The 16,617-nt window shown below is 71.0% G+C and carries 15 protein-coding genes; 9 read left to right on the forward strand and 6 right to left on the reverse strand.

The features are described from left to right. The 5 genes from SACPADRAFT_RS27740 to SACPADRAFT_RS0214015 form a co-directional block, all read left to right on the forward strand. Positions 1 to 911, forward strand: a 911-nt coding sequence (locus tag SACPADRAFT_RS27740; RefSeq protein ID WP_040924371.1) for a sensor histidine kinase, incomplete at its 5' end; no start/stop codon positions are given. A 170-nt stretch (positions 912 to 1,081) separates the two neighbouring features. Continuing rightward, positions 1,082 to 1,468 carry an NUDIX domain-containing protein gene (locus tag SACPADRAFT_RS0214000; protein ID WP_007024344.1) on the forward strand — a complete coding sequence of 129 codons (387 nt, stop codon included), beginning with the start codon at positions 1,082 to 1,084 and terminating at the stop codon, positions 1,466 to 1,468. A 76-nt stretch (positions 1,469 to 1,544) separates the two neighbouring features. Next, positions 1,545 to 1,844 (forward strand): YciI family protein, encoded by a 300-nt coding sequence (locus SACPADRAFT_RS0214005; RefSeq protein WP_007024345.1) that lies wholly within the window; start codon positions 1,545 to 1,547, stop codon positions 1,842 to 1,844. A gap of 154 nt (positions 1,845 to 1,998) precedes the next feature. Beyond that, the gene (gene typA / locus SACPADRAFT_RS0214010) at positions 1,999 to 3,912 is read left to right on the forward strand and encodes a translational GTPase TypA (protein ID WP_007024346.1); all 1,914 of its coding nucleotides are present in this window, start codon (positions 1,999 to 2,001) and stop codon (positions 3,910 to 3,912) included. Between the two features lie 199 nt (positions 3,913 to 4,111). Beyond that, complete coding sequence (locus tag SACPADRAFT_RS0214015) at positions 4,112 to 6,070, forward strand: ABC transporter family substrate-binding protein (RefSeq protein WP_007024347.1); 1,959 nt, start codon at positions 4,112 to 4,114, stop codon at positions 6,068 to 6,070. 123 nt (positions 6,071 to 6,193) lie between these two features. On the opposite strand, the gene SACPADRAFT_RS0214020 is transcribed toward SACPADRAFT_RS0214015, so the two are convergent. From SACPADRAFT_RS0214020 to SACPADRAFT_RS0214040, 5 genes are all read right to left on the reverse strand, one after another. Further along, on the reverse strand, positions 6,194 to 7,246 hold the full coding sequence (locus SACPADRAFT_RS0214020) for an ABC transporter ATP-binding protein (RefSeq protein WP_007024348.1): 1,053 nt from the start codon (positions 7,244 to 7,246) through the stop codon (positions 6,194 to 6,196). After that, positions 7,243 to 8,325 carry an ABC transporter ATP-binding protein gene (locus tag SACPADRAFT_RS0214025; protein WP_007024349.1) on the reverse strand — a complete coding sequence of 361 codons (1,083 nt, stop codon included), beginning with the start codon at positions 8,323 to 8,325 and terminating at the stop codon, positions 7,243 to 7,245. The genes SACPADRAFT_RS0214020 and SACPADRAFT_RS0214025 overlap by 4 nt, the downstream gene beginning before the upstream one ends. Next, complete coding sequence (locus SACPADRAFT_RS0214030) at positions 8,322 to 9,287, reverse strand: ABC transporter permease (protein ID WP_007024350.1); 966 nt, start codon at positions 9,285 to 9,287, stop codon at positions 8,322 to 8,324. Before SACPADRAFT_RS0214030 ends, SACPADRAFT_RS0214025 begins: the two co-directional genes overlap by 4 nt. Next, positions 9,280 to 10,260 carry an ABC transporter permease gene (locus SACPADRAFT_RS0214035; RefSeq protein WP_007024351.1) on the reverse strand — a complete coding sequence of 327 codons (981 nt, stop codon included), beginning with the start codon at positions 10,258 to 10,260 and terminating at the stop codon, positions 9,280 to 9,282. Before SACPADRAFT_RS0214035 ends, SACPADRAFT_RS0214030 begins: the two co-directional genes overlap by 8 nt. 166 nt (positions 10,261 to 10,426) lie before the next feature. After that, positions 10,427 to 12,178: an ABC transporter family substrate-binding protein gene (locus tag SACPADRAFT_RS0214040; RefSeq protein WP_007024352.1), complete on the reverse strand. Its 1,752-nt coding sequence runs from the start codon at positions 12,176 to 12,178 to the stop codon at positions 10,427 to 10,429. A 409-nt stretch (positions 12,179 to 12,587) separates the two neighbouring features. Here SACPADRAFT_RS0214040 and mshB point away from each other — a divergent pair, with 409 nt between their 5' ends. Together mshB and SACPADRAFT_RS0214050 are read left to right on the forward strand one after the other, a co-directional pair. Then, positions 12,588 to 13,421 (forward strand): N-acetyl-1-D-myo-inositol-2-amino-2-deoxy-alpha-D-glucopyranoside deacetylase, encoded by an 834-nt coding sequence (gene mshB, locus SACPADRAFT_RS0214045; protein WP_007024353.1) that lies wholly within the window; start codon positions 12,588 to 12,590, stop codon positions 13,419 to 13,421. Positions 13,422 to 13,492: 71 nt separating this feature from the next. Continuing rightward, positions 13,493 to 13,858: a hypothetical protein gene (locus SACPADRAFT_RS0214050; protein ID WP_233357187.1), complete on the forward strand. Its 366-nt coding sequence runs from the start codon at positions 13,493 to 13,495 to the stop codon at positions 13,856 to 13,858. Positions 13,859 to 13,975: 117 nt separating this feature from the next. On the opposite strand, the gene SACPADRAFT_RS0214055 is transcribed toward SACPADRAFT_RS0214050, so the two are convergent. Beyond that, positions 13,976 to 14,746, reverse strand: coding sequence for a site-2 protease family protein (locus SACPADRAFT_RS0214055; RefSeq protein WP_007024355.1), 771 nt, complete (start codon positions 14,744 to 14,746; stop codon positions 13,976 to 13,978). 355 nt (positions 14,747 to 15,101) lie between these two features. Here SACPADRAFT_RS0214055 and SACPADRAFT_RS0214060 point away from each other — a divergent pair, with 355 nt between their 5' ends. Both SACPADRAFT_RS0214060 and SACPADRAFT_RS0214065 read left to right on the forward strand, forming a co-directional pair. Next, positions 15,102 to 15,386: a WhiB family transcriptional regulator gene (locus SACPADRAFT_RS0214060; protein WP_019806480.1), complete on the forward strand. Its 285-nt coding sequence runs from the start codon at positions 15,102 to 15,104 to the stop codon at positions 15,384 to 15,386. Positions 15,387 to 15,468: 82 nt separating this feature from the next. After that, positions 15,469 to 16,617, forward strand: a 1,149-nt coding sequence (locus tag SACPADRAFT_RS0214065; RefSeq protein ID WP_007024357.1) for a glycosyltransferase family 2 protein, incomplete at its 3' end; no start/stop codon positions are given.

A 16,617-nucleotide genomic window follows, 5' to 3' on the forward strand; every position in this document is an offset into this window, starting at 1 on the left:
TGCTGCTCGCCGTGCCGGGCGCGCTCGTGGCGACGGGGGCGACCTGGCTGGCCGTGCGCGCGGCACTGGCCCCGGTGGACCGGATGCGGGGCGAACTGAGCAGGCTCCCCCCGGGGCGTCGACTGGCCCTCCCACGCGCGGACGACGAGCTCCGGGCCCTGGCCGCCGAGGTGAACGTCCTGCTCGCCGACCGGGAGGCCGCGGCCGAGCGGCTGCGCCGGTTCACCGGGGACGCGGCCCACGAACTGCGGTCCCCGGTCGCCGCGATCCGGATGGAGGCGGAAGTGGCCCTGGCCGCGTCGCACCCCGGGCCGGACACCGGCGAGGAGGCGGGGGCGCAGGCCGGGACGGACGCGGAGGTGGCGCGGGAGACGCTGGAGGATGTGCTCGCCGAGGCGGAACGGCTGACGACACTGCTGGACAGCCTGCTCGCGCTCGCCCGGTCCGACGCGGGGGAACTCCCGCCCGCCGAGCCCGTCGACCTGGTGACGCAGGTCCGCGAGGCCGTCGCCAGGGTGCCCGCCGACGGCCCGTCGGTCCGGGCGGCCCCGGCGGTGCCGTCGGCGTGGGCCTCCGGGCACCCCGCCGAGACGGACCTGGTGCTCGACAACCTGCTCCGCAACGCCCGCGCGCACGCCGCGTCGCAGGTGGTGGTCTCGGTGCTGACCTCGCGGGCGTACGTGCGGGTGGTGGTCGACGACGACGGTCCCGGAGTCCCGCCGGAGCACCGGGCGCGGGTGTTCGACCGGTTCTACCGCGTCTCCGGCGACCGGTCCCGTGCCTCCGGCGGGACCGGACTCGGACTGGCGATGGTCGCCGAGGTGGTCCACCGACGCGGCGGCCGGGTCTCGGTGGGTGACTCGCCGGACGGCGGCGCCCGGTTCCAGGTGTCCTGGCGACGGCACGGGTAGATTGCCGGACCGTGACGTCCTCCCGTACCGACCCCGCCCACCCGTCCGACGGTGCCCACCCGGCCGACGGTGCCCACCCGGCCGGTGCTGCCCATCCGTCCGGCCCTGTACACCCGTTCGACGGTGCGACCCCCACGCCGGACCCGGCACCCCGACCCGGGTCCCGGCGGGTGGTCGTCGGGGCCGCCGTGGTGGTCGGCGGACGGCTGCTCGCCCAGCAGCGGTCCTATCCCGCCGAGGTGGCCGGCCGGTGGGAGCTGCCCGGCGGCCGGGTCGAGCACGGGGAGTCGGAGCCGGACGCGGTGCGCCGGGAGTGCGTCGAGGAGCTGGACCTGGACGTCGTCGTCGGTGACCGGGTGGGCGAGGACGTGCCCCTGCCCGGCGGTGCGGTGCTGCGGATCTTCGCCGCGGTGCCGCGCGCGGGCCACCCGCGGCCCCGGCCGCGGGAACACCGTGCGCTGCGGTGGCTGACCGCGGGCGAGCTGGCCGACGTCGACTGGCTGGATGCCGACCGGGTGCTGGTGCCGGCCCTGTCGGCACTGCTGGCGGCCGCGTGACCGCACCCGCCGCCGGGCGGCCCCGCGCCGCGGCGCACGCACTGTGCGACGGGCGGAAGCGCCCTACCGTGGAGGCATGTACGTCGTTCTGTTGAGCTACACGGCGCCCCAGACCGAGATCGACTATCGGTTGCCCGAGCACACGGACTGGCTTTCCCGGCAGTACGAGCACGGGCTGCTGCTGGCGTCGGGACGGCGACCGGGGCACGAGGGGGAGGTGCTGATCGCCCGGCCGGTGTCGTTGGGCAAACTGGAGGCGACGGTGGCGACCGATCCCCTCGTGCTGAACGACCTCGTCCACCACGAGATCATCGAGTTCTCGGCCACCCGCACCGGCCCGGAACTGCGCGAGGTCAACGAGGCCGTGTCGCACTGAGCGGCGCGCCGGCGGCGGGGCGTCCCGAGCCGCCGGCGCGAGGGTGCCCCGGCTCACGGTCGCGCCGCGGTTATGCTGGAGGGTGGCCGCGCCGGGACGTCGTCCGGTCCGTCGGCCGCCCGATTCTTTCTGCACCCACCCAGGGAGCCTTCGCGTGCCCACAGCCGCTGCCCGAAAAGTCCGCACCGACCTGCGCAACCTCGCGATCGTCGCCCACGTCGACCACGGCAAGACGACCCTGGTGGACGCGATGCTGCAGCAGTCCGGCGCCTTCACCGAGCACGGTGACCCGGTGGACCGGGTCATGGACTCCGGTGACCTGGAGCGCGAGAAGGGCATCACGATCCTCGCGAAGAACACCGCGATCCGCCGCATGACCTCCGACGGCCCGGTGACGATCAACGTCATCGACACCCCCGGGCACGCCGACTTCGGCGGGGAGGTCGAGCGCGGCCTGGCGATGGTCGACGGCGTCGTGCTGCTCGTCGACTCCAGCGAGGGGCCGCTGCCGCAGACCCGGTTCGTCCTGCGCAAGGCGCTGGAGGCGAAACTGCCGGTGGTCCTCGTGGTCAACAAGGTCGACCGTCCGGACGCCCGGATCGCCGAGGTCGTCGAGCACACCCACGACCTGCTGCTGGAACTGGCCGGGGAGATCGAGGGCATGGACGACGAGGCCATGGAGGCCGTGCTGTCCATGCCGGTCGTCTACGCCGCCGCGCGCGACGGGAAGGCGAGCCTGCAGCAGCCGGAGGACGGCGCCGTGCCCGACTCGCCCAACCTCGACCCGCTGTTCGACACCCTGTTCGAGACCGTCCCCGGCCCCACCGCCGACCCGGACGGGCCGTTGCGCGCACTGGTCACCAACCTGGACGCTTCCAGCTACCTCGGCCGGATCGCGCTGTTGCGCATCCACTCCGGGCGGCTGCGCAAGGGGCAGACGGTGGCGTGGCTGCGGGAGGACGGCTCGGTGGAGTCCGTGCGGGTCTCCGAACTGCTGGTCACCGAGGCACTCACGCGCGTTCCCGCGCAGGAGGCCGCCGCGGGGGACCTGGTGGCCATCGCGGGTATCCCGGACATCACCATCGGGGACACCCTCGCCGACCCGGAGGACCCCGAGGCGCTGCCGCGGATCACCGTGGACGAGCCGGCCATCTCCATGACCTTCGGCGTGAACACGTCGCCGCTGGCGGGCCGCGGCGGCGGGGACAAGATCACCGCGCGCCTGCTCAAGGGCAGGCTGGACGCCGAGCTGATCGGCAACGTCAGCGTCCGCGTCGTGCCCACCGAACGGCCGGACGTCTGGGAGGTGCAGGGCCGCGGCGAGCTCGCGCTGGCGGTGCTGGTGGAGACCATGCGCCGGGAGGGCTTCGAACTGACCGTCGGCAAGCCGCAGGTGGTCACCCGCACCATCGACGGGACGCTGCACGAGCCGTTCGAACGGCTCTACCTCGACGTGCCGGAGGAGAACCTCGGTGCCGTCACCCAGCTGCTGGCCGCCCGGAAGGGCCGGATGGAGCAGATGGACGGGCACGGGACCGGGCGGATCAAGCTGGAGTACGTGCTGCCCGCCCGTGGCCTGATCGGCTTCCGCACCGACTTCCTCACCGAGACCCGGGGTGCGGGCATCGCGAACCACATCTTCGAGGGCTATTTCCCGTGGGCGGGCGAGATCCGGATGCGCAACAGCGGGTCGCTGGTCGCCGACCGCTCCGGCGCGGTCACCACCTACGCGCTGCTCCAGCTTGCCGACCGGGGCACCTTCTTCGTCGAACCGGGCTCCGAGGTGTACGAGGGCATGGTCGTGGGGGAGAGCCCGCGCGCCGAGGACCTCGACGTCAACATCACCAAGGAGAAGAAGCTGACCAACATGCGCTCCTCCACCGCCGACGAGCTGGAGCGGCTGGCCCGGCCGAAGGTGCTGAACCTGGAGGAGGCGCTGGAGTTCTGCTCCACCGACGAGTGCGTCGAGGTGGCGCCGAAGGTCGTCCGGGTGCGCAAGAACGTGCTCGACGTCAGCCAGCGGGCCAAGGAACGCTCCCGCGCGAAGAGCCGCGACCGGAACGCCTGACAGGCGGCTCACCCGCTCCTGAGACACTGGGACCACCGCCGGACGGTCCGTGCGTCGAGCCCGGCTGGGGGCCGGGCTCGACGGTGCCGTGCGCCGGGTCGCCGGAACGCCGCGGCGCGGAGTGCCCGGAGGGACACGGACCGCACGGGACTGCACGGTGGGCCGTGACAGATGTCGACGAACAGGGAGGGGCGACGACGTGCGAGCGAAGGGTGTGCGGGCCGGAGGTCGGTGGGCCGCGCTCGCGGCCGGGCTGGCCGTCGTGCTCACCGCGTGCTCGAACACCCCGCCACCGCCGGTGGTGAGCAGCCCGGTGGCGCAGACCTCCGCTCCGGAACCCGGCGCCGACTCGCGGATCGTGGTGGGGCTCGACCGGGTGGTCGGCGGGTACAACCCGCACCAGCTGGCCGACGTGTCCACCGTGACCTCGGCGTTGTCCGAACTGCTGTTGCCGTCGGTGTTCCGCACGGACGAGGACGGTGACCGGCAACTCGACACGGACCTGATGACCTCCGCGAAGGTCACGGCGGAGGACCCGTTCACGGTCACCTACCGGATCCGGCCGGAGGCGTCGTGGTCCGACGGCGCCCCGATCGCGGTGGAGGACTTCGTCTACCTCACCGAGGCGATGAAGAACCAGCCGGGTGTGGTCGACCCCGCCGGGTACCGGTTGATCTCGGACATCCGCCCCGGCGACGGCGGCAAACGGGTCGAGGTCGTCTTCGACGAGCCCTACCCCGGGTGGAAGACCCTGTTCGACGACCTGCTGCCCGCCCACCTGCTCAAGGACGCGCCCGGCGGTTGGCGCGGCGCGCTCGCGGACAGCTTCCCCGCCTCCGGCGGGCCGTTCGCGATCAAGACGATCGACGCGGCCCGCGGGGAGATCGTGCTGGAGCGCAACGAGCGGTACTGGGAGAAACCGGCCGCGGTCGACCGCCTCGTCCTGCACCGTTCCGAGGCCCAGGACATGATCGGTGCGCTGCGCACGGGACACGACCAGTTCGTGCTCACCGACGCGGGCGCCGACACCCGCGGGCTGTTGGCCGATCTCGGCGAGGACGTCACGCTGGACACCGTCGCCCGGCCGCGACTGGCCGAGGTGTTGCTCCGTCCGCTCGGGCCGGAGCTGGCCGACGACGACGTACGCAAGGCCGTCGCGGCGCTGCTCGACCGGGACGCCCTGATCGAGGCCGGGACCGACGGCGGTGCGTCGGCGGAGCTCCGGGCGGGGGCGCAGGTGCTCCCGCCCTCGGACGAGGACTACGCGAAGACCCTGCCCGGGTCGGGTGCGGTGGGCGCCGCGGATCCCGAGCGCGCACGGGAGCTGCTGGCCGAGGCGGGCTACGAGCGCGAGGCGGGCAGCTGGGTGCGCGACGGCCGGGCGTTGTCGCTGGTGCTGGCCGCACCGGGCCGGAAGGAACCGTACGCGGGCATCGCGGAGGAGCTGAGTAGGCAGCTGGTCGCCCAGGGGATCGAGGTCACCACGGTGAACCCGCCCCCGCGGGAGCTGTTCACGCAGGACCTGGCCGCCCCCGTGCGTACCGGCGCGGACGGCAGGCCCACCCCCACGGGTGGCCAGGTCGGCATCGACATCGCCGTGGTGCCGCGCGCGGTCGGCACGGACCCCGCCTCCACCCTGGCCTCCACGTTCGGCTGCCCCTCGGCGTCCACTGCGGACGCGGACGCCACGGACGACAGCGGCAGCAGCGACGGCAGCGGGGACGGCACAGGGGAGAGCACGGACGGGTCCGCCACGACCACCCCGGAGACCTCCACCGGTGCCGACCGCGACGGAAACACCGACGGCAAGGACACGAACTCCGGTGACACCCCCGACGGGGGTGAAGCCGACGGTGACGGCACGGGCGAGGAGGGGCGCCGGGACGGCGAACCCGCCACGACCACCCCCGCCAACCCGGCCGGCTTCTGCGACCCGGACCTCCAGCCGGAGATCGAGGCGGCCCTGTCCGGCGAGACCCCGATCGCGGAGACCCTGTCGTCGGTGGAACCGGAACTCTGGGAGAGCACGGTCTCGATCCCGCTGTTCCAGCTCGCCGACACCCTGGCCCTCGGCTCGGGCGTCTCCGGCGTCACCCCGGGCCCACCCCTCAAGGGCCCCTTCCCCTCCGCCGTCAACTGGACCCGCGCCCCCCGCTGACCACCGGGCTTCCCCGGGTGTTGCCGTGAAGGACCCCTTCCCTGCGTCAGACGCCGTGAAGGCCCCCTTCCCTGCGTTCCATGCAGGGAAGGGGGCCTTCACGGCACACGCCGGAGCGCGGGGTCAGAGGAGCTGGGCCTCCTCGGCGTAGTGGCAGGCCGAGGGGTGGCCGTGGCCGCGGTCGACGAGTTCCGGCTCCTGCTCGACGCACAGGGTGCGCTGGCCCTCGGTGAGCTGGTTCGCGAACTTCGGGCAGCGCGTGCGGAACCGGCACCCGCTCGGCGGGTCCGACGGGTTGGGCACGTCACCGGTGATGACGATGCGCTCGCGCGTGCGCTCCTTGCGCGGGTCCGGCACCGGGATCGCCGAGATCAGCGCCTGGGTGTACGGGTGCGTCGGCCGCTGGAACAGCTCCTCGGCGGGCGCCGTCTCGACGATCTTGCCGAGGTACATCACCGCGATCCGGTCGGCGATGTGCCGCACCACCGACAGGTCGTGCGAGACGAACAGGTACGACAGGTCCAACCGGGACTGCAGATCCTGCAGCAGGTTCAGCACCCCGGCCTGGATGGACACGTCCAGCGCCGACACCGGCTCGTCGAGCACGAGCACCTTCGGCTCCAGGGCCAGCGCGCGGGCGATGCCGATGCGCTGCCGCTGCCCGCCGGAGAACTCGTGCGGGAACCGGTTCCCGTGTTCCGGCCGCAGCCCCACCGTGTTCAACAGCTCCCGCACCCGCTCGGGTCCGTCGGACCCGTAGAGGCCGTGGATGCGCAGCGGCTCGGCGATGATCTCGTTGACCGGCAGCCGCGGGTCCAGCGAGGCGTACGGGTCCTGGAACACGATCTGCAGACTGCGCCGCAGGGTGCGCATCTCCTTGGCGGAGAGGCTGTTCAGGTCCGCACCCTGGAACAGCACCTCGCCCCCGGTGGCGGGTTGCAGGTTCAGCACCACCCGCGCGGTGGTGGACTTGCCGCAGCCGGACTCGCCGACGAGTCCGAGCGTCTCGTTCGGATAGATGTCGAACGAGACGTCGCAGACCGCGTGCACGTCGCCGACCTTGCGCCGCAGGATGCCCCCGCTGTGCACGGGGAAGTGTTTGACGACGTTGCGCGCGGACAGCACCGGCTGCCCGTCGGACTCCGTGGGTGTCGGGGCGGTCGATGCCTCGGTCATGTCGTTGCCTCGCCTTCGTTCGTGCCGGCAGGCAGGGGGTCCTCGGTTCTCGGGCGGAAGAAGTCGGCGGGCTCGTGGCCCTCGACCCGGTGGGCGAAGTGGCACGCGGCCTCGTGCGCGGGGTCGGACCCCGGCTCGAGTGCCGGCTCCTCGGCCTCGCAGACGTCCTCGGCCAGCGGGCACCGGGGGCTGAACGGGCACCCGGGCGGCATGTTGACCACCGACGGGGGCGACCCGGAGATCGGGTTGAGCCGGTCCGCCTTGACGTCCAGCCGCGGCAGGCTACCCAGCAGGCCGAGCGTGTAGGGCATGCGCGGGGTGTAGAAGACCTGGTCGGCGGTGCCCGACTCGACGACCTTCCCCGCGTACATCACCAGCACCCGGTCGGCCTGGCCGGCGATCACGCCCAGGTCGTGGGTGATCAGCACCATCGCCGCGCCCGTCTCCTGCTGCGCTGTCCGGAGCGCCTCCAGGATCTGCGCCTGCACGGTGACGTCCAGGGCCGTGGTGGGTTCGTCGGCGATGATCACGTCCGGCTCGTTGGCCATCGCGATCGCGATCACCACCCGCTGCCGCATCCCGCCGGAGAGTTCGTGCGGGTAGGCCTTGACCCGCTGCCGCGGGTTCGGGATGCGCACCAGCTCCAGCAGTTCGACAGCGCGCTCACGGGCCGCGTCCTTGCTGATGTCGTTGTGCGCCAGGATCGTCTCCGCGATCTGGTCACCGATGGTGTAGACGGGATTGAGCGAGGTCATCGGGTCCTGGAACACCATGGCGATGTTCTTGCCGCGGACCTTGGACAGCTTCTTGTCGTCGGCGCCCAGCAGCTCGGTGTCGCCGAAGCGGACCGAGCCGGAGACGCGGGCGTTGGCGGCGAGCAGGCCCATCACGGCGAGCGAGGTCACCGACTTGCCGGAGCCGGACTCGCCGACGATGCCGAGGACCTCGCCGCGGCGGAGCTCGTAGTTCACACCGCGGACGGCCTGGACCAGCCCCTCCTCGGAGGGGAACTGGACGGTCAGGTCCGCCACCTCGAGGACGGGATCGGCCGTCGTCGCAGTGGTGTCGGTAGTTGTCATGCGCGCACCTTGGTCTGCTGGGGGTCGAACGCGTCGCGGAGTCCGTCCCCGATGAAGTTGATCGTCAGGGCGATGACGATGATGAACAGGCCCGGGAAGTAGAACAGCCAGGGTCGGGTGGACACGGCCGTCTGGTTGTCGCTGACGAGCAGGCCGAGCGAGGTGTCCGGGGCACGGACGCCGAAGCCGAGGTAGGACAGCGACGTCTCGATCAGGATCGCGATCGCCACCAGGATCGTCGCGTTCACGATCACCGAACCGAGTGCGTTGGGCACCAGGTGCTTGAAGATGATCCGCAGGTCCCCGGCCCCGAGCGCCTTGGACGCCTCGATGAACTCCTTCTCCCGCAGCGACAGCACAACCCCGCGGGCGACCCGGGAGACGTAGGCCCAGTAGAGGCCGGCGATGACCACGGCGATCAGCCACCAACTGCCGCCGGCGACCTCACCGAGCACCGCGGCCACCGCCAGCAGCGGCAGGGTGAGCACCAGATCGGCGATGCGCATCAGCACCGTGTCCAACCAGCCGCGGTAATAGCCCGCGACGGCGCCCCAGATGGTGCCGATGATGGTGGAGAACACCGCCACCAGTACGGCCACCCCGACGGAGACCTGCGTGCCGCGCAGCACCTGGGCGAAACTGTCGTGGCCCACCGCGTCCGTACCGAACGGGTGCTCCCAGGACGGCGGCTGCGACTCGTCCCCGGTGATGTCGCCGACGTCGTAGGTCCACAGCCAGCCGCCGACGAAGGCGAGCAGCAGCACGGCCACCAGCACGATCAGGCTCACCACCGCGAGCCGGTGCTGGAAGAACCGCTTGAGCACCATCTGTGCCTGGCTGCGCTGCGCGACGGTGAACTCGCGTTCGGTCGGGGACGAGGTCTTCGTTCCCGTCGACGCGGTGCGGGTGTCGTCGGACGCCGACACGGTGGTCTCGGCGCCGCTCCCGGTCGTGTCAGGCATAACGGATCCTCGGGTCGAGTACGCCGTAGAGCAGGTCGGCGATGAGGTTGAACAGGATGATGAAGGCCGCCGAGATCAGCAGCCACGCCTGGATGGCGTAGACGTCGCCGACCTTGATGGAGTCCAGCAGGAAGCTGCCCGCGCCCCGCCACTGGTAGACGTTCTCGGTGACCACGGCTCCGGACAGGATCGTGCCGAGGTCGAGCGCGGTCACCGTGGTCAGCGGGATCAGCGCGGTCCGCAGGGCGTGCTTGCGCATCACGGTGCCGCGGCGCAGCCCCTTGGCGCGTGCCAGGCGGACGTAGTCGCTGTTGAGGACCTCCAGCATGGACGCGCGCTGGAAGCGGCTCCACGCGGCGAAGGACAACAGCGCGAGCGAGATCGTCGGCAGGACCATGTGGCCGAGGACGTCCAGGAACTGGTCCCACTGTCCGCCCGCGACGTGCACCGAGGAGTCGCCGATGGTGTAGAGCACCTGGTCGCCGACCGACCTGTTGAGGCTGATGCCCGCTTCCTTGAGCAGGATGGCGAACCAGAAGGAGGGCATCGCCAGGAAGAGGAAGCCGAAGAACGTGGCGGAGTAGTCGAGCTTGCTGTACTGCTTCACCGCGCTGACGACACCGACGAGGATCGCGAGGATCAGGGCGACGAACATCGCGAGGAAGATGAGGCGGAAGGTGACCCCGAACCGGTCGATCACCTCGCTGCCGATGTCCATCGTCGAGTGGACGGAAGGTCCGAAGTCACCCTGGAAGAGCCCGACGAGCCAGTTCCAGTAGCGCTCCAGCAGCGGTACGTCCAGGTTCAGCCGCTGGCGTTCGAGTTCGATGACGTGGGGCGGGGGAGGGGGGTTCCGGGCCTGGAGGTCCGAGAGCGGGTTGGCCGACAGCGCCGACATCACGAAGACGACGAACGTCGAGGCGAGAAGGATCGGCACCGATATCAGTAACCGGCGCAGTGCGTAGGCGAGCATGGAGGTTTTCCCTGCTGTGTCCGGGTCGTCGTGCGGCGTCGCCGCTTGTGGCGGAATCGCCGTTGGTGCAGCGTACGTCCGTGAAAGGTGATCAATCGGGCGGGGCTACCGCCGGAGCGTGTCCGGCGGTAGCCCCTGGGTGTTCACACGGTGCGGCGTCCGTGCGTCATTCGGCCCGCAGGCCCCAGTCCTCGAGGTTGTAGGTGGGGCTGTCCAGGGTCGAGTTGCCGCGGATGTTGCCGATGTTGTCGTAGGCCGCCAGGAAGGTCGGCTTCTGGTACAGCGGCAGCACGTAGGCGTCCTCGGCCATGAGCGCGTTCGCCTCGTTCAGCTTCTCGTTCGCGGCCTGCACGTCGGTCTCCGCAGCGGCTTCGGTGAGCAGCTGGTCGACCTTCTCGTTCTTGTAGCCGCCGTAGTTGCTGTCCGACTCCGAGTGCCACAGCTGCAGCCCACCGCCGTACGGGAACGGCGAGCTGACCCAGGCGAAGACCATGATGTCGTAGTCACCCTCGACCAGGGTGCCACCGAGGTCGTCGGTCGGATTGACGTTGACCGTGACCCCGAGCTGCTTCGCGGCGTTGGCGAACAGTTCGGACTGGTCCTTGCGGATCTGGTTGCCCGCCGTGTAGCCGATCCGCATCGGCGCGACGGTCTCCCCCTCCGGCGTCTTGAGCTGGTCACCCTCCAGGGTGTAGCCGGCGTCGGTGAGGATCTTCTTTGCCGCTTCGATGTCGCCCGAGCCCTGGCCGGTCTCGGAGACCACGTCCTGGTAGCCGTCCTGGTCCGGCACGAAGTTGTGGCTGTTGAGCGGCTCGACGCTGTCGGTGAACTGGCCGACCGTCTTGTCGATCAGAGCCTGCCGGTCCACGGCGGTGAACAGCGCCTGCCGCAGCGGCTTGTCCGAGAGGAACTCGTTGTCCAGGTTGAAGTCGAAGTGCTCCCAGGTCAGACCACTGCCGATGTGGGAGGACACGTTCGGGATGTTGCGAACCTGGTTGACCAGGTCCACCTGCGGCTGCGGGTAGATGACGTCCACCTCGCCGTTCTGCAGGGCCGTCGGCTCCTGCGCGGCATCGGTGATGACGCGGAACACCACGCGGTCGAGCTTGGGCTTGTCACCCCAGTACTTCTCGTTGGGTACGAGGGTGAGCGCCTGGTTGTTCTGCCAATCGCCGATCTTGTAGGCCGCACCGGAGTAGTTCGGCACGTTCTTGCCGAACCATTCGAAGGCCTTGGCCAGCCCCTCGGGGGTCTCCAGGTCACCCTGCTCGGCGGCGATGTGCGCGGGGTACATCGGAGCACCCGCGGCCCACATCTGCTTCCAGTCGGTGAACTTCTCCGCGAAGGTGACCGTCACGGTCTTGCCGTTGTCCGAGCCCTCGATCGACTCGACGCGGTCGTAGCCCATGGTCCCCGCGGGGGAGCACTCGGTGCAGTCCTCGCCGTTCTGGACCTTCCAGTTGTAGATGAAGTCCTCGGCGGTGATCGGCGTGCCGTCGCTCCACTGGGCGTCCTGCTGGATCTTGTACTCGATGACCTGCGGGTCCTCGCTGGTCATCTCGGCGCTCTCCAGCAGGTCCTCGTTGAGCGCCACGGAGAGGTCGGGCTCGGTGTAGAAGGTGTAGGGCAGGGTCTCCTTGATCGCCATCGCGGAGTCGAGAACGTTGCCCTCGGCGGAGGTGACGTTCCAGTTCTCGATGTTCTTCTCCATGGCGAACGTGACTTCGCCACCGTCCTGCATCTGGTCCCGCGAGACCTCGTTGCAGGTGTTCGGGTTGGCGTCGCAGTCGGCGAAGGCCTGGCCGGTCGTGCCCTCTCCGCCGTCGCCGTTGCCGCCACCACCGCACGAGGCCAGCACCAGGGAGGCCCCGGCGACGAGCGCGGCGTAGCGCGCCACGCGTGACTTGCTTCTCAACATTGAATCTCCTTGCTGGACGCCATCAGGGGGTCAGAGGCGATCTCTTCCTTCGCGGTGAGCCGTCGATGTGACCGGACGCTCGCCGTGGGGCCGCACGCTAGGCACTGTTACGCCGCGTTAGTCGCTCCGGAGAGCAATCGTGATGCAACGGTGATACCTCGCGATGTCCTCCGTACGAGTGATACGGGAGCATAGCCCGCGACTGAGCGCGATCATCAGACGGTCCCGCACGAGTGCCTCTCACCCTGACGTGTCCTTTGCCATAACTTCAAGGGAGGATAACGGAGCCGTCCCGATATGTGGACACCACGAAAGAACTGAATCCAATCGGTGACCTCCGGGTCGCGGGTCGGTCGCGCTCCGCGTGCGTCGTTACGCTGAAGGCGTGACCGCTGCCGCTGCACACCGGGTGCTGTTCGTCCACGCGCACCCCGACGACGAGAGCATCACGACGGGCGGGACGATCGCCCGGTACGCCGCCGAGGGCGCCCACGTGTCGGTGGTGACCTGCACGCTGGGCGAGGAGGGCGAGATCATCCCCGCCGGGCTGGACCAGCTCGGGGCCTGGGCGGGTGACCAGCTCGGCGGTTACCGCGCGGGGGAACTCGCCGCGGCCGGGGCCGCGCTCGGGTGGACCGAACACCGGTTCCTCGGCGGGATCGGCAGGTGGCGGGACTCCGGCATGGCGGGGACGTCGTCGGCCGAACACCCCCGGGCGTTCGTCCAGGGGCGCGTGGCCGAGCAGGTGGACCAGCTGCTGGCGGTGTTCGACGAGCTCCGCCCCGAGGTCGTGGTCACCTACGACGACCGGGGCGGCTACGGTCACCCGGACCACATCCGCGCCCACGAGATCACCACGGCGGCGGTCGCGCGGTCGCCGTGGGTACGCCGGCTGTTCCACACCGTCGCGTCCCGGGAGGCGACGGCCCGGGGGCTGGCCGCGCTGCGCGGCCGCAGCGATCTGCCGCACGGCCGCGACGGCCTGGACTTCCGGGTGCCCGCCGAGGACGAACTCCCCACGTACCCGGACGCCGCGATCACCACCCGGATCCACCTCGGTCCGCACCGTGCCGCCAAGTTCGCCGCGTTGCGCGCACACGCCACCCAGATCGCGGTCGGTCCGGACTGCTTCGCCCTGTCCAACGGGGTGGCCCAACCCGTGCCGGACACGGAGTTCCTCGTCCTCGTCCGGGGACCGGAGGAGGGGGTCGGTACCGACCTGTTCGCGGGGCTCACCCCGTGACGGCGCCGACGTCGACCCCGGCGTCCGGCGGCGCCGGCGCACGTGACCGCCCGGACTGGACCCTCCTGGCGGTGCTGGCCGGCGACGCCGTGCTGCTCGCCGTGCTGGAGCTGTTCTTCCTGCCCCTGCGTCTCGACGGGTACGTCCTTCCCCGGCTGGGCGACCTGCCGTTCCTGGTCAGCGTGCTGCTCGCGGTGGTGACCACGCCGTGGCTGGTGACCCGGGCCGCGGCCCTGGTCTCCCGGCGACTGGCCGGCGTCCCGCTCGCCGCGTGGCTGCTCACCCTGCTGGTGCTCGGGGCGGGCGGCCCGGGCGGGGACGTCGTCCTGCTGGTCGACTGGCGCACGCTGGCCCTGCTGGGCGCGGGTGCCCTCCCCGCCGCCGTCGCCCTCGGCAACTCCCTCGCCAGAAAACCCACCCGCCCCCCAGCGAGTTGACCCCCCTGCCCGCGAGTCGCCACCCCGTGCCCGCGAGTCGCCACCCGAGGCCCGCGAGTCGACGCCCGGTGGCCGCGAGTCGCCATCCCACACCCGTGTGTCGACGTGCCCCGGTCGTCACCGCCAGAACATGAACAGGTACTGGCCGATGCCCGCGGCGTTCGGGTCACCGCCCACCGCGCCGAACACGAGATCGGACAGGCCCCACAACGCCTGTCCCGCGGTGGGAACCGCGAGGATCAGCGCCAACAGCACCAACGGTGCCCACGGCCTGGCCTGGTGGCCGAACTCCCGGGCCCGCGGGGGCAGGTAGGGCTCGAGGGCGCCGTAGCCGTCCAGGCCGGGCACCGGCAGGATGTTGATCACGAAGGCGAGGATCTGCAACGACGCGAGGTAGGACAGGCCCGCGAGCAATCCGACCGGCATCTCGACGCTGATGACCGTGAGCGTGAGCACGATGCCGAGGGCGAGGTTCGTCAACGGCCCGGCCAGGGAGACCCGGGACGAGACCGCCCGGGACCGCAGCGCCCACTGGTTGATCCAGACCGCACCGCCGGGCAGGGGGATCCCGCCGATGGCGAGAATGATCAGTGGGAGTACCAGGGACAACACCGGGTCGGTGTAGCGGCGGATGTCCAGGGCGAGGTAGCCCTTCGCCGCCACCTCGTGGTCACCGCCCCGGTACGCCACGATCGCGTGACCGAACTCGTGCAGGGTCAACGACAGCGCCCAGCCGCCGATCACCAGCAGGAAGACGCCGGCCGAACCGAGGACGGTGCGGTCCAGCACCTCCCGCAACCCGACGGTGGCCGCGAGGACGCCGCCCAGGACGGTGACGGCGAGGATGGCGTAGAACAGCAGGCTGGGGCGGACGAGTGAGCGTGGCACGGTGGTCAGTGTCCCCTCCGTTCGTCGGTCCGGTCACCGCGAGGGTCACCGTGGGTGGGTCCCGGTCCGGTCCGGGAGCGGTGTCAACTCCCCGGGGGTGTCGAGCTTCCAGGATGCCGTGAAATCCGGGTGTGTTCGGTCGGCGTGTCCGCTTGCATGTGCCGCTCGCGAGCGTCCCCCATCCTCGCTACTCCGCTTGACCCAACCGCATACCACAGGTGTAATCACATTGATGTCATTCGCTGTCTGAAAAGGGGGGCAGTGGTGGCATCCAGTACCGCCGGTCCCGGGAGTGCGTGAGAGCGAGGAGGCGGACGTGCGGTTGGACACTACTGCAAAGGAAGGGGAGCACGTCATGGAGTGGGGCGGAGGCCCGGACCCCGATCTGGGTGTCCTCGCCGAGCTCCTCGACATGACGGGCGAGCAGGATTGGCAGGAGCGTGCGTTGTGCGCGCAGACCGATCCCGAGGCCTTCTTCCCGGAGAAAGGGGGGTCGACGCGGGAGGCCAAACGGATCTGCCAGGTTTGCGAGGTCAAGGACGACTGTCTCGAGTACGCCCTGGCGCACGACGAGCGGTTCGGCATCTGGGGTGGACTCTCCGAGCGGGAACGCCGGAAGCTGAAGAAGCGCGCCGTGTGATCGACATACCGTGTGACGAGGGCGCCAGGTGACTCGATAGGGTGAAGAGTCACTCTGGCCCCCTCGATCCCGGGAGAGGTACGTGCCCCGGACTTCCGCGTCGGTGTCGTCTCCCGTGCGCACCGCCCCGGTCCTGGCCGTTCTGGTCTGTCACAACGGACAGCCCTGGCTGCCCGACGTCCTGGCCGCCCTCCCGGAGGGCACCGTCCGCCCCCGGCACGTGCTCGCCGTGGACACCGGTTCCACCGATGACACACCGGAGTTGCTCGCCCGGGCCGCCGAGGACGGGGTCGTCGACGGGGTCCTGACCCTGCCGATCGACACCGGTTACGCGGCCGCGGTCACGGCCGCCGTCGAGGCCGGTCTGGACCGATGGGGTGATCCGGGGTCGTGGCTGTGGCTGCTGCACGACGACAGCGCACCCGACCCGGACTGTCTCGATCTGCTGCTGCGGGCGGCCGACACCGCCTCGTCGGCGGCGATGCTGGGGCCGCTCGCAGTGGACTGGTCCGATCCACGGCTCGTGGTCGAGTCCGGTCTGTCCACCGACGCCTCCGGCCACCGCAGACAGGTGGACACGCGCGCGCTCGGTGACGGCACCCCGGAACAGACCACCGAGGTCCTGGCCGTACCGAGCGCGGGCGCGCTCGTCTCGCGGGCGGCGTGGGACGACCTCGGAGGGTTCGACACCGGCATCCCGCTGCTGCGGGAGGATCTGGACTTCGGGTGGCGCGCGAACGCCTCGGGTCGCGTGGTGCTGTGTGTGCCGCGTGCCCGCGTGCGGCACGCCCGCGCCGTCACCACACGGCAGCGCTCGGCACACGCCGGCGGCGGCCCCGCCGCCGGACTCGAACGTGTCCACGGCACCCGCACCGTCCTGGTGAACCGGGCCGGATCCGGTTTCCTTCTCGGGCTGGTCGCGCTTCCCGCGCTGTGCCTGGTGCGGATGCTGGTGTTCGCCCTCCTGCGGGACGGCGAACGCGCCCGGGCCGAGTGGGCGGCCGTACGGGCGATCGCGGGTGGGGTGCGGGACCTGCGTCGGGCGCGGGCACGTCGCCCGCACCGCGGTTCGCTGCCGGGGCTCTACACCGGAACGGTGGGCCGGTGCCGTGCCGGTCTCCGGCGGCTGGTCGTCCGCCTCGTGCGGGGCAACACCGACGACGGGACGGACACCCCTGCCCGCGGGGACCCCGCGGACCTCACGGACCCCACGGATGCCGCGGGCCCCGGG

Source organism: Saccharomonospora iraqiensis subsp. paurometabolica YIM 90007, from assembly GCF_000231035.2.
GTDB lineage: Bacteria > Actinomycetota > Actinomycetes > Mycobacteriales > Pseudonocardiaceae > Saccharomonospora > Saccharomonospora paurometabolica.